Genomic DNA, 14131 nt, shown 5'->3' with positions numbered 1-14131 from the left:
TTGAAAAAAAGGATAGAAAAAATTATTAAGTATGTTGTGTTGGTGCATTTATTAATGGGGAGTATGCCTTTCGCTTATGCGGAAGAGATTCAGGATACTGTTGAACAAAATAAGGCAAAAAATTATTATAAAGAAACGGTAGAGAATGTTCAAGAGTCAGTCGTTCCAGAGACCCAGAACCAAACAGAGGACACATTGGTCAAAGAAACAGAAACTTCTCCTTCAGAATTAGATGGCAAGAAAAAAATTGACGATGGAAACAAAGAATATGCGCTGCACTTGCCCGAGGTCGAAGAGAAGAAGCTTAATAAAGAGGAAGAATCGTTAAAAACAAAATATGGTGAGCCGATTTTAGAAAATGGTCAGGAACAGATTTATAAAGTAGATGACACACATTTTATCACCTATATTAACAGTGACGTCAAAACATATAAAAATGAAGAAGAAATTGAGGTTCCTGTCGATTTAAGTCTGGTGTCGGTGAACGAAGAGGATAAAACTATTTTTAAACCGAATAGCAGTCCTGTAGCAGTCGTTTTACCAGATAAAATGGATCAAAATCAAGGGGTTCAAGTATCAAAAGGCGAGGATACGTTAGAGTTAAAGCCAAAGGATAAGGTTTATAAAAATGTGACAGTTAAAGAAAATGCGCTTCTTTATAACAATGTTGACGAAGGTGATGATGTTCAGTACACGGTGACGGATAAAGGTGTCAAAGAAGAAATTATTTTAGAAAAATGGCGGGAAAAACATCAATTTGTGTATCAGTTTTCTACTGAAAAGTATTCAGCTTTTTTAGAGAGTAATCAAGTCCTAATTCGGAAAAAAGGTCAAAAAGAAGTGCTGTTTGTTTTATCGGCGCCACAAATGATGGATCAAGCTGGTGAAACAAGTGAAGACATTACACTTAGTCTTCAGAAACAAGAAGATCATTATGAATTAACGGTTGACGCCAGTCAAGAATGGTTAGCAGATGAAGCACGTGTTTATCCTGTTCGAATTGATCCAACAGTAACCGTTCCTACTGAAAACTTAATTGATACGGTCACTAGTTCAGTACATGGAACCTATCAAGGGCGCGGCTATGGCTATGTTGGCTATATTACGCAAGAAATGACCGGAATCGGGAATGCAAAAGATGTTGGACGGACAAGGATTTATTCAAAAATTAATTATGACTTTTCGAAAATTCCTAAAGAGGCAAAGATTGATAGTGCTACCTATAATTTGTATCAATACATTCAGTATCCGCAAACCAATGCGACGTTTTCTAGTTATAAACTGACAGAAGACTTTAATATTGATACATTGACATGGGATAATTCAGTCGGCTTATCACAAGAGCCAACAGGCGAAAAAGCAATTAGTAGTGCCAAATATGGGCTGCATCAATTTGATATTCGTGATGCGGTTAATAGTTGGGTACAAGGAACGAGCAAAAATTATGGGATAGTCGTTCAGGCAACCAATGAAAATGATTATGGTGGAGCTTTTTATACGACCTATTCAACAGGTGGTCCAGGACAATTTGATTTTACACCTGATAAACGCCCAAGTTTAACGATTAATTGGTCGATTCCTGATCCAGTTGATATCCATTATCCAATTAAAGATACGACCGTTGCTTTACGATCCATGATGACAGCGGATAAAAAAGGGAAATTGCAGTTTCAAGGTGTTTTTGCAGACGGATTAACAACACCAGGTGCGATTTTGGATTATAGCTTGAGTGATAAAGGCAAAGACTTTGCTGGACAATCGTTTGCTAGTTATTCTTATAAGTATCCTAATTCAAGTCTATTTGACTCTTATTTTCCAAAAGGAACCACGAAATACCGAGATAAACTTTCTAATTGGCAAACAGGGATTCCGTTTACCGCGCCAACCCACAATACGGTTTACACGATTGATGCAGAAAGTAAAAAAGATGGCCGTTCTAGCGGGAAAAAGAGTAGTGAAAAATTTGTCATTTACAAAGTGACGCAATATGATACGTTACCTAAAATCGCTGCTTATTATGGCGTACCATTAGCTCAAATTGTTTATGACAATCGAGTACAAGACATGTTGCTTTTACAAAATAATACACTGTTTATTCGCAATCCCAAGAAAAATGCGAACAAGCCATATAATCCACCGAAGCTTTCAGATGGAACCAAACAAGATATTGATAGCTTATTAATGGGACGTGGTCTGCATTGCGAGTTCGGTTTTGAACCGATTAATTTGAATACAGGCAATTTTTATCTAGATCGGACGGATGTTACGATTCCTAGCTTAACTAGCAATTTTGAAATTACGCGAACGTACAATTCCAAAGGAGCGGACATCAATAGTCTTTTTGGACGTGGTTGGTCTTTTGCTTTCAATGAACAAGTCACTAGTGATGAAAAAGAAAACCTTTATTATACACGAACAGATGGCAGTATTCTGAAATTTAAAAAAGAAGGTAACGAATACCTTGCGCCAGCAGGTTATGATTTAACGATGACAGTCAAAGAAAAAGAAACGAAAGAAGCCGATTTTGGCAATGGCAAAGAAAAATATAAGGTGAAAGAGTATCAAATCACAGACAATGATAACCAAGTGAAAACCTTTAATTATTTTGGTCTGCTAACTAGCCAAAAAGATGAAAAAGGCAACGTAACGAAATTTGATTACAATAAAAATGCTCAATTAACTGCTATTACTGATCCAACTGGCACCATGTACAACATTACCATGAACGAAGAGGGCTATATCAGCAATATTACGGTACCCAACGGCGCTAAATTAGCCTATGAATATGATAACGAAGGACATTTGATTGGTTTTACTGACGCGATAGGGGTCAAAACACGTTATGAATACAACAAAGAAGGTCTAATGACTGCTTGGTATGACGGCAATGGCAATAAAATTATTGAAAATACCTATGATAAAGAAGCTCGTGTTGTCAAACAAGTTGACGGAACAGGCGCTGTGTCAACGTTGGCGTACAGCAACGGACAAACAATTACAACAGACGGCAATGGTGCGGTCACAACGTATCACTATGACAAACAATACCGCACGACTCAAATCAGCTATCCTGATGACACAAGTGTTGTCAAAGCTTATGATGCCGAGAATCGTCTAATCAGTGAGATGAACGAACTAGGACAAACTTCTAGCTACACCTATGATAAAAAGGGGAATCAGCTGACGGAAACGCGTTTTGACGGCGCTGTAAAAAAAGCTACTTATGATGAGAAAAATCACATCACTAGTGAAGTCGATTTTGATGGAACCAAGACATTATATACGTATGACAAAGCAGGGAATTTACTCTCTAGCCAAATCAATCAGCAAGCCAAAATGACCTTTGCTGTTGATAAACAAGGGCGTATAACGAGTACCACTGATTTTGAGGGTAACCAAACGACTTATAGTTATTCGGGTGCCTTTTTGGACAAAATTATCAATCCTCTAGAGGGTGTGACTAGTATCACCTATAATGCTCACGGACTTCCTGTTAGCATGACAAACCCATTAGGCGGCATCACAACGATGACCTATGATGGTGAAGGACGCAAAACCAGCGAAACGACCCCAGACGGACAAACGACCAGCTATACCTACGATGGCGCTGGTCAAGTAATAGCCCAAACAGACGGTAACGGCTTTACGTCAACATTCACTTATGATGCAGTTGGCAACAAGTTGAGTATGACGAATGCCACTGGTGGTAGCTATACGTATGCTTATGACGGTGTGGGCAATCAAATTAAGATGACCGATCCAGAAGGACAGACGACAACCTATACCTATGATCAACAGCAACGCTTACTAAGTGAAACCAATACGGCTGGCCAAACATTAACCTACCAAAGAGATGCATTAGGTCGTTTGCTAAGTGCTACGAATGAAGCGGGAAAAACAACGACTTACACGTATGACGACATTACGAATCAAATCGCCACAATGACCGATCCACTGAAACAAGTGACCAGTAATACTTATGATGACACGGGTAATTTGGTCAAAGCAGAGAAACCTGATGGCACCCAAGTATCAAATGAATACAACGATTTAGGCTGGATTATTAAACGGACAGATGAAGCTGGAATTGTCACCACGTATACCTACGATGAAAATGGTAACAAATTAAGTGAAACAACTAATAACAGAACAACAAACTATACCTATGATTCGTTAGGAAATGTAACAAAAGTCACGTATCCAAATCAAAAAACAAGTACGTACACCTATGACAAAATGGGCAATGTTCTTTCGTTCATTGACGCTCGTGGCAAAGAAACTATTTATAGCTATACAAAAGGTGGCGCCTTAACGACAATTACGGATCCGCTAGGCAATCAAACCAAAATTGCCTATGATGGCAACGGCAACCAAGCTAGTGTAACTGATGCAGCGGGCTATACCACCAGCGCCACTTATAATGGTCATAATTTACCAGAAACAGTTACAGACGGCTTAGGCAACCAAACAAAGTATTCCTACAGTCAAATTGAGCAGATAACCAGCGCAACTGATGCTTTAGGTAATAAAAAGGTCTATGCATATAATGAACTAGGCTATCCGACCGCTATTACCGATGAAAATGGCAATGTCTACAAGCTTTCATATACACCGACTGCTCAAACAGAAAAAGTTGAAAATCCTGATGGTTCCACATTAACGAATACCTATGATGAATTAGATCGGTTAGTCAAAGAAACACACTCTAACGGTTTAATCACTGAATACGAATATGATGCAAGTAATCGTGTGGTCCATTTAAAAGACAACCAGGGATTAGATGAAGCCTATACGTATAATGCGTCGGGTGAAAGGCTGACAGAAACAAACAGCTTAGGGGAAGTCACAACCTATGAATATGACGAACAAAACAACGTTACAAAAATTGTTTATGCAGACAAAACCAGCGAAACATTCACATATGACGTCATGGGCAATCTGCTGACGTCCACGAATGTCGAAGGGAAGAAGTCAACCTATACCTATGACGAAAATGGCAATTTAACCGAAACAACCGATGCAAAAGGACGTAGCACGGCTTATACGTATGATGCAATCAACCAAATTGTTACAGAAACAAATCCAGCTGGCGGGAAGCTGGTTTACACCTATGATATTTTAGGGAATGTCTCGAGTATCACAGATGAAAAGGGCGAAAAAACCAGTTACGGTTACGATGCCAATCAAAACTTGATCCTTTATACCGATGCAAAAAAGAATACAACAGCCTTGAAATACGACCCTCTGAATCGTCTAACTGAAAAAGTTAGTCCCACAGGTGCTGTCCAAAAGTATTCTTATGATCATTTAGGCAACCTTTTAACTGAAACAAGTGGTGAAGAAAATCGTACTAGCTATACCTATGATTCAATGAACCGTGTTGCTAGTATCACGAAACCGACTGGTGGTATCAGTAAATATACCTATGATCAAGCAGGCGGACTTTTATCAGAAACAGATGAAAACGGCCACAAAACAACTTATGAAAATAATCTTTACGGTCAAGCCATCAAACGGACTTTACCAAACGGAGCTAAATACAGTTACACTTATGATAAATTAGGACGTTTAAGCCAACAATTGGCACCGAAAGGTTTATCGCAAAGCTATACCTATGATGTTGCTGGGAATTTAATCAAACAAGAAGATCAATCAAAACGGGTTACAACTTATGATTATGACAAAGCGGGGCGCTTGCTGAAAACGACCAATCCAGCAGACTTAACGACTACGTTTACCTATGACGAAGCAGGGAATTTAGCGCAAACCGTCAGTCCAAGTGGCATCAAAACCAACTACAGTTATGATGTTTTAGATCAATTAAAAACCGTTGCTACACCAACCGGACGCAAGACTTCTTACGAGTATGATCCAGTCGGTCAGTTGACGACACGAACCATTAACGGTCAACGGAAAGAAACATATAACTATGATCCAAACGGTAATCTAACCGAAACCATTAACGCATTAGGTCAAAAAAGTTCTAAGACCTATGATGCAGGCGATCGCTTAACAAGCGAAACCAATACCGCTGGACAAGTCACGGCTTATCAATATGACCAAGATGACCGCTTAACGAAAATTATTTCAAGTGAAGGGGCTTTCAATGAATTTTCATACGACGGCAATAACAATTTAACTAAAGTCACTTCTGGCGGACAACGAGTGACCAGCTACAGCTATGACAAAGCAGATCAACTACTTGAAGCCACTACCGGAACTGGCGCAAAAGCGGCGACAACCAGCTACGCGTATGATTCTGTCGGCAATATTACCGAGATGACCAATGGCAATGGTAAAGTCACCAAATATAAATACGATGAACTATCGAATGTCGTGGAAAAAGTCAATAGCTTAGATGACACCACAAAATACACCTATGATGCGGACGATCGTTTAGAAAGTGTCAAACAAGCCAATGGCAAAACGATTTCCTATGATTACAACAAGCTGGATCAACTGCTGCAAGTCAATTATTCAGAAAAAGCAGATGGTACCGTGATGTACACTTATGATTCAGAAGGACGTCGAATTTCCATGAATGACTTAACGGGACAAACCCAATACGAATACAACGACGAAGACGAAATAACTGGTGCCCGCCAAGGCGACGGCAGCTTGATTAAGTACACGTATGATGATTATGGCAACATCAAAAAAATGACTTACGCCGACAAGTCTGAAGTCAAGTACAGCTATGATGAATTGGACCGTTTAACCAAAGTCACTGACAAAGAGAACCAAACGACGACTTACGAATATGACGATGCTGGCAACATGACCAAAATCAAGCGCAAAGATGGCACGACTTCAACGCTAACTTATCGTTTGGACAATCGTGTTGAAGAAATTGTGCATCGTAACAAAAAAGGCAAAGAACTGGCATCCTATCGTTATGAATATAATGCCGATACCTTTATTTCAGAAGAAGTCATTACACAAGCTGGCAAAACCGTTGTACAAACTTATGAATACGATAGCTTAGGACAAGTCGTTCAGATGACCGTTTTTGATAAGAAGAAAAAACAGGAACTTGCAACGTATACCTACACTTACGATCAAGCAGGCAATAAATTAACCAGTACGGAAACCATTGCTGGGCAAGAAGTAAAAACTGAGTTCACTTATGACGACAACAATCGCCTGTTGCGTATGAAAAACGATCAGGAGACCATCACTTATGAATACGATGAGAACGGTAATCGTCTGAAACAAAGTGGCACCGATGAAACACTAGACTATATTTATGACACAGAAAATCGCTTACTAGCAGTCAAAGATAATCAAGGCTTACTATTAGCAGCACTTTATGACGGCGAAAATAATCGGGTCTTCACAGCGAGTCGCACAGAAAAAACGACCGCCTATCAACTCTTTAAACGTCAAGAGAAAAAAAGCAAAGTCGCAGCGAAACACGTGCCAGACGATCGCCGTAAATCCCCAGCGACTAGTCCCAACGGCGAAGAGAATTCTCTTTTCTGGTACGGATTTACAGGCAACGTTCTCCAAGCACTTTCAAGTTTACCAGAAACCGTTGGCGATCTTTGGTTGGAGGCTTTTGATACTATTTCACGTGCCCACCATCAAAAAATCGCGAAAGATCGAGCGAACGAAGAAGGGATTGTAGTCAATCCACCAAGCTTAGGCAAGCGGCCTGGTGAAGGGAAAGTCACTTATTCTTCCGAAGTGAATGACGTGTTAATCCCTTATACAACTAGGAAAGATACGTACAATTACTACGAAGTGCGCAACTATGTCAATGATGTCAATCAAGAAAATACCCAAGTTCTGCAAACGTATGATGATGAAAAGAAAACACGAGAGACGTACACGTACGGCCATGAACGACTCAGTTATACCAATCATCAAACGAACGAAGATTATCAATACTTGACCGATGCCCGTGGCAGTGTCACAGGTTTAGTCCAAGGAGAAAAAATAACCAACACGACTCACTACAGCGTTTTCGGCAGACCAACAGAAAAAGATGACACTGGCAATCCTTATGGGTATACTGGAGAAGCACAGGACATTACAGGTTATCATTACCTCAGAGCTCGTTACTATGACAGCCACAGTGGCACCTTCCTGACCCAAGACAGTTACGAAGGGGAAGAAGATAATCCATTAAGCCGAAACGGCTACACGTATGTCGAAAACAACCCAATCAACTATACCGATCCAACAGGACATAAGAAAAATTGGTTCCAAAACGTGTGGTCAGGCATCAAAAAAACGGCCAGTAAAGTAGTTAATAAAGCAAAACAAATCGTTAGCAATGTGTATAATACCGCGAAAAAAGTTGTCAGCACTGTTTGGAATGGTGTGAAGCAAGTAGCGAGTAGCGTGTGGAACGGTGTCAAACAAGTTGCAAGTTCGGTTTATTCTGGTGTCACCAACTTTGTGAGAACTGCCTATAATACCGTAAGTAATTATTTCTCTGGAGGAGGAACTAACTATTGGCAACCAGCTTCCGCCAATTATAGTGGCTACAGCTACTATAGCGGCTATCCCGTCGCAAGCGGTGCACCAAGTAGCCAAAGTACTCTAAGCTATGCACAAATCCAAGCGATACAAACAGCCAAACGCCAACAACGTTTAACCGCAGACTACCAAAAAGCAACAGGTAGTAAAGGCAAATCGAAGACAAAAGAAGGCCAGAACTTACTGAGAAACTGGGGCCAATCTTTGAAGAATACTTTGACGAAGTTCTGTCAGACGGCGAAAAAAGTAGGAAAACAAGTAGTAGAGAAAGCAAAGTCCGGGGTCGCCTTTGGTGCCGGCGTTATTAAACAGTCATTATCCAATAATGGGATAATACTACCAATCAATTCGAGATTGTCAAGATGGCTAGAACAAGATTGGATTAAGCAGAATCCAGCCTATAATACAGGAGTATTTATCGGACAGCTAGCAGGTTTAGCGCAAGCAGCAACAGAATATGTTGGAGCGGGATTAACCTTTGCAGCAGGGACTGCTGGTAGTGGTATTCTTGATGCATTTGTAGGTGTTGCCAGCGGAGGGACAGCAGCTGCTGCAATACCAGCTATGGCAGTGGCAGAGATGGCCGCAGTTACTGCGGCTACTGCAGCAATTGGAGCGCATGCCAGTAAGGTACTGCAGAATAATTTTAATTCTAGGAATTATAGTTCGAGTAGTTCAAGTAAGGAGATTAAGACTGGAGACAAAACTCCAGGAGGACATTCTTTTTCGGAGCATGGAGCTGAACGAGCTAATGAACGAGGTTTTTCAAAAGAAGTCATTGACTCTATAATTACAAATAATAAAAATAATCGGAAGTCTAAAATAGACGGATTTGGACGGAAAACTTGGGAATATGTAGATAAAAGAGGAAATAAGGTAGTGACAAATGAATCTGGAGGAATTATATCTGTTCATTCCCCTAAAAAAGGCGGGTATTATATTCCGAAATAGTTTAAGGAGATGTAAATATATGGATTTGAATCAAATTAAAATGTTAAAAAGTGATTTAGACTGTAGTTATGAAATTGGTATTTGGTCCGAAATAGATTCTTTTTTAGAATGTAGGGAAGAGTACATTCTAGAAAAAAAGGTCAGCTATTTACAAAAAGAAGAACAATATTTAATTATCGTAAAATTAAAAGACAGTACAGAGCAAAAAGAAAGAATATTTTTTAAAGAATTAGTTGACTTTTTAGAATATGGAAGAGCAACATCATATTTGAAAAGTGTTTTAAAAAAACAAACTCGATATTACTTGCTTTCAGAAACAAATGATAAAAAAGGATTTTTCTTAGAATTAAATATCCTATAAAAGGAGACATGGAAATATGAGTTATTGTTGCGAAAATATGAATAATTTTACAAAAGATGATAATGGATTGAATTCTGAATTATATCAAAATCCAGATGTATTGATTGTTTATATTCCGAAATATGATGAATATGGGCTAATAATTCACGATGGTGAAGAATCATCAATAGAAATAAATTATTGTCCTTGGTGTAGTACAAAACTGCCAATTTCAAAAAGAAATTTGTGGTTTGATGAATTAGAAAATTTAGGAGTAGAAGAATTTAGTGAGGAAAACATTCCAAATGATTTTAAGTCGGATAAATGGTGGAAAAGTCTTTAGTTAAGATAGAGGCACTTGTATCTATTGTTGGGCTAAATAGTTAAGTCTAATATTTATAAACGGTATCAGTTTGTTTCGTTACTGATACCATTTATAAATTATTGAAAAAGAATCACAAATTACCAACAGGCAGTAAAGGCAAACCGAAGACCAAATAAGACCAGTACTTACTACGTAATTGAGAAAAAACAAGACCTGTAATGACTTGAACAGAAAGAACATCAATGAAAATTTTTCCAAGACTAGTCGTAGTATTAATTATATTAAATAGGTTGAGTAGACTTCAAATAAATTAATCAAATTAGCAAAAAAAGGAGTTAAAAATGAATAAGAATAAAATAATTGGGTTTAGCTTTATACTAATCATGGCAATTTTAGGAATCATCGCGTTTTTTTTCGAGTTAACTAGTTTAATTATTGTAATCGTTCCACTAGTCACGTATGTGTATCACGCTTTTTTTGTCGCTCCAAAACAAAAACAATTTCTAAACATAAAAGAAGCAGTCAAGAATTCAACTTTCTCCAATGAGCAACTCTCTGAACGAACAAATATTGAACCTGAAAAAATTAATTTATTACGAATAGAGTGTTTCTTTACAATGGAAGAACTTAAACGTTTAGCCACAGCATTAGAACTCCAAGAAGATAAATCCGCTCAAAAAAATGGAAAAAGAGTACTACTAATTGTCGTGGGTTTCATCTTGATTCTGATTGTCTATTTTGTTTTTGGCGAGAATGCTTAAACAAATGTTAGTATCAAAAATCCAGAGGAAAGTGCTATCTATCAACAAGGTTGGGGCAAAATATCAAACATTTATTATTTTCTATGCCTGAGACAAAAAGCCAAAGTGATTTTTATCTCAGGATCTACTCTTAGTACGTTCCTTTAATAACTCCGTTGGTAACTTTCATCTATAAATGAAAAAACTTGTGAGAGCGGAATTTCTTCAGAAAGACTTAACCAATGCTCTTTATTCATATGATAGGCAGGAAAATAGCCAGGTTGGTTCTTTAATAAGGCAATCAATTCAGGCGCAAGTTTAACGGTTAAAATAGTGAGCTGCTTATTCTCGGTAGCGCCGAGCAGTTGTGCATCCAGTGGCATAATTAAAGCAAACCATTTCGCATTTCTAGGATGACGAAAGACGAGATAGTCTGGGTGTTTTTTAAAAGGAAAATCGGGCGTTATCTGATAACGTTCTTGGATATAGGCGCTAATAGTTTCTTGAAAAGTCATAGGTTTCTTCCTTTCGTTAAGGCTAGGCATATCTATTTACATCATAGCAAAAATTACATAAAATTACTTCGTTCAAAGGAATGGGAGGAGGGAGCAGATGACATTAATTTCAACAATTTTAGTAACCTTGGTGGCTGTAGAATTTTTCTACATTATGTATTTAGAAACGATTGTACCAACATCTGAGACAACAAGCCGTGTTTTTAAAATGGATAAGCAAGAGTTACAAAGAAAATCAGTCACTACATTGTTTAAAAATCAAGGAATCTATAATGGACTAATCGGTGCAGGACTTATTTATAGTGTCTATTTTGCGCAAGCAACGATGGAAATGACAAAATTTTTATTGATTTATATTATTTTAGTGGCGGCGTACGGTAGCTTAACTAGTGATAAAAAAATCATTTTAACACAAGGCGGTTTAGCTATCGTGGCTTTGATTAGTTTACTTGTTTAGCCATCAGAGTTAATAGAGAGAGACAGTCAAATCGACAGAAAAAACACGGTTGATTTGACTATTTTTTATGGAATTGAGAGAGACAAAATGTGGTATACTTTGTTTATTAGATAGGGAGGAATTAAAAATGCTGAACCAAAAAGAAGTAAAAAAAAACGATTATCCTCAATTAATTTCTCTATGGCGTTCTTCAGTAGAAGCTACCCATTTGTTTTTGAGTCAGGCAGATATTGATAAAATCGAAGTAGTTTTACCTGATTATTTTCAACAAGTTCAATTAAGTATGTGGTTAAATGAAGAACAGAAATGTGTGGGCTTTAGTGGAACAAATCAACAAACGTTGGAAATGTTATTTATTGACCCAGTCTATTTTCGTAAAGGCTATGGTGGAGAAATTATCAAAAAGTTAATAGAGCAAGAATCAATTGTCTTTGTTGATGCCAATAAACAAAATGAAGGGGCTGTGAAGTTCTATCAATCTCAAGGATTTCAAGTAATTGGTGAATCAAAGGAAGATCCTCAAGGAAATCCGTTTCCTATTTTACATATGAAACGGATATAGAAAAGAGGGAAGAAATCATGCGGGTAATAGTTACTGAATACCAACCAGCCTGGGTGGAACAGTTTGAAGAAGAAGCCCAAGCGTTGAAACAGATTCTAAAGGAAAATTGTCTTAAAGTTGAACATATCGGTAGCACCTCTGTGCCTAATTTAGCAGCCAAACCAATTATTGATTTTTTGGTCATTGTTGAAGAAATTGAAAAAGTAGACCTGTTACAAGGGGAATTTGAAAGAATCGGTTATGAATATATGGGGGAATTTGGGCTATCAGGACGTCGTTATTTACGAAAAGGCCCGATAAAAAGAACACATCATGTGCATATTTATCAGTTTGACAATACGCAAGAAATTTTGCGCCATCTTGCTTTTCGAAATTATTTACGAGAAAATCCGTCAATTGCTACAACCTATGGTACATTAAAAAAGCAATTGGCCCAAGCACACCCCGATAGCATTGATAAATATATGGATGGCAAAGATGCGTTCATTAAGAAAATAGAAAAAGAAGCGTTGAAGAAATATTGGGAAAAATAAAAAAAGTTGCTAAAGCTAGCAACTTTTTTTTGGTTCTTTTTTGAAAAAATGATAAAGAAGACCACTTAAAAGAACACCTAGAATAATTCCAATCGCTAAATTATGCGTATAGACGATCACACCCACTGTCACGAGTAAAATAACAATTTCAGTAATTTCAAAAGTTCGGAAAAGCTGCAAACTTTCCCAATCAAAGGTGTCGACTGCCACTGTCATCATGATCCCAATCAATGCAGCTGTAGGAATGGCTACCATCACGGATTTAAAAACAAAAATGAATAGAAGGAGGGTAATACCTGAAATCAAAGTAGAAAGCCGTTTTCGTCCTCCAGATTTAACATTAATGACCGCTTGCCCGATCATCGCACAGCCAGCTTGGCCACCAAAAAAGCCGGTAATTATATTAGCGAATCCTTGCGCCTTAACTTCTCGTTGGCTATCACTTTGGCTCGCTGTCATTTTGTCCACAATGGGGATCGTCAATAAAGATTCAATTAACCCGACCATTGCTAAGGCAACAGAGCTAGGTAAAATAATCCACAACGTTTCTAAGTTGGCGGGTACATTAGGCCAACGGATCGCTGGATGAAACTGACTCATTTCACCAAGATCACCTACCGTTTGTAAATGACCTTTTAAAAAATAGGACAGGATAGTCATGAATAAAATAACAATTAACGCAGGAGGCACAATTGTAATAAACTTAGGTAATAGATAAATAAGTAAGATACTACAGATAATCATGCCGTAGGACCACAGTGTTTGATGAGGCAATTGTTGTACTTGCGCCATGAAAATTAAAATAGCTAACGCATTGACGAATCCGTACATCACTGTCTTGGGAATAAAGCGCATCAATTTATGGATACCTAAATAACCTAAAATAAATTGCAGAAAGCCTGTTAAAATAGTCGCAGCAAGCATGTATGACAAACCATGTGCTTGAATTAAGCCTGCAAGGACTAAGGCCATTGAACCAGCAGACGCCGAAACCATTGCCGGACGGCCGCCCGTAAAAGTAATTACAAGTAAAGTAACTGCTGAAGCAAACACTGCAGAAAGCGGGTGAACACCAGCAATAATCGCAAACCCGATTACTTCTGGTAAAATGGCGACAGAAGAAACGAGACCCGCAAATAGATCATTTCGTTCATTGCCTAACCATTCGCTTTTTTTAATACTAAATAACATCGAAAAACTCCTTTAAGTTAATAAAACCTTATT

At 38.1% G+C, this 14131-nt stretch carries 9 protein-coding genes; 7 read left to right on the top strand and 2 right to left on the bottom strand.

Annotation, left to right across the window (positions count from 1 at the left end; translation table 11 throughout):
- The first annotated feature begins 54 nt into the window (after nucleotides 1-54).
- From IGI97_RS10530 to IGI97_RS10515, 4 genes are all read left to right on the top strand, one after another.
- The gene (locus IGI97_RS10530; protein WP_438738816.1) at nucleotides 55-9435 is read left to right on the top strand and encodes a DUF6531 domain-containing protein; all 9381 of its coding nucleotides are present in this window, start codon (nucleotides 55-57) and stop codon (nucleotides 9433-9435) included.
- A gap of 19 nt (nucleotides 9436-9454) precedes the next feature.
- Complete coding sequence (locus tag IGI97_RS10525) at nucleotides 9455-9796, top strand: hypothetical protein (protein ID WP_010824465.1); 342 nt, start codon at nucleotides 9455-9457, stop codon at nucleotides 9794-9796.
- Between the two features lie 16 nt (nucleotides 9797-9812).
- Nucleotides 9813-10118 (top strand): DUF6980 family protein, encoded by a 306-nt coding sequence (locus tag IGI97_RS10520; RefSeq protein WP_010824466.1) that lies wholly within the window; start codon nucleotides 9813-9815, stop codon nucleotides 10116-10118.
- A 323-nt stretch (nucleotides 10119-10441) separates the two neighbouring features.
- Nucleotides 10442-10861, top strand: coding sequence for a hypothetical protein (locus IGI97_RS10515; protein WP_289854033.1), 420 nt, complete (start codon nucleotides 10442-10444; stop codon nucleotides 10859-10861).
- 143 nt (nucleotides 10862-11004) lie between these two features.
- Here IGI97_RS10515 and IGI97_RS10510 read toward each other — a convergent pair whose 3' ends face one another.
- A complete protein-coding gene (locus IGI97_RS10510) occupies nucleotides 11005-11385 on the bottom strand; it encodes an MmcQ/YjbR family DNA-binding protein (protein ID WP_002385048.1) in 381 nt (126 codons plus the stop codon).
- A 67-nt stretch (nucleotides 11386-11452) separates the two neighbouring features.
- On the opposite strand from IGI97_RS10510, the gene IGI97_RS10505 reads away from it, so the two are divergent.
- The 3 genes from IGI97_RS10505 to IGI97_RS10495 all read left to right on the top strand — a co-directional run bounded on the left by IGI97_RS10505 (nucleotide 11453) and on the right by IGI97_RS10495 (nucleotide 12907).
- The gene (locus IGI97_RS10505; RefSeq protein ID WP_002358829.1) at nucleotides 11453-11812 is read left to right on the top strand and encodes a DUF1304 domain-containing protein; all 360 of its coding nucleotides are present in this window, start codon (nucleotides 11453-11455) and stop codon (nucleotides 11810-11812) included.
- Nucleotides 11813-11879: 67 nt separating this feature from the next.
- Nucleotides 11880-12374: a GNAT family N-acetyltransferase gene (locus tag IGI97_RS10500; protein ID WP_002383352.1), complete on the top strand. Its 495-nt coding sequence runs from the start codon at nucleotides 11880-11882 to the stop codon at nucleotides 12372-12374.
- Between the two features lie 17 nt (nucleotides 12375-12391).
- Nucleotides 12392-12907 carry a GrpB family protein gene (locus IGI97_RS10495; protein ID WP_002394916.1) on the top strand — a complete coding sequence of 172 codons (516 nt, stop codon included), beginning with the start codon at nucleotides 12392-12394 and terminating at the stop codon, nucleotides 12905-12907.
- A gap of 15 nt (nucleotides 12908-12922) precedes the next feature.
- On the opposite strand, the gene IGI97_RS10490 is transcribed toward IGI97_RS10495, so the two are convergent.
- Nucleotides 12923-14098 (bottom strand): SulP family inorganic anion transporter, encoded by a 1176-nt coding sequence (locus IGI97_RS10490; RefSeq protein ID WP_113848717.1) that lies wholly within the window; start codon nucleotides 14096-14098, stop codon nucleotides 12923-12925.
- Between the last annotated feature and the right edge of the window lie 33 nt (nucleotides 14099-14131).

Source organism: Enterococcus sp. DIV2419 (assembly GCF_051711865.1).
GTDB classification, from domain to species: Bacteria; Bacillota; Bacilli; order Lactobacillales; family Enterococcaceae; genus Enterococcus; species Enterococcus faecalis.
The sequence above is the reverse complement of the archived record's forward strand: the minus strand, read 5'-3'. Positions and strand labels throughout refer to the sequence as shown.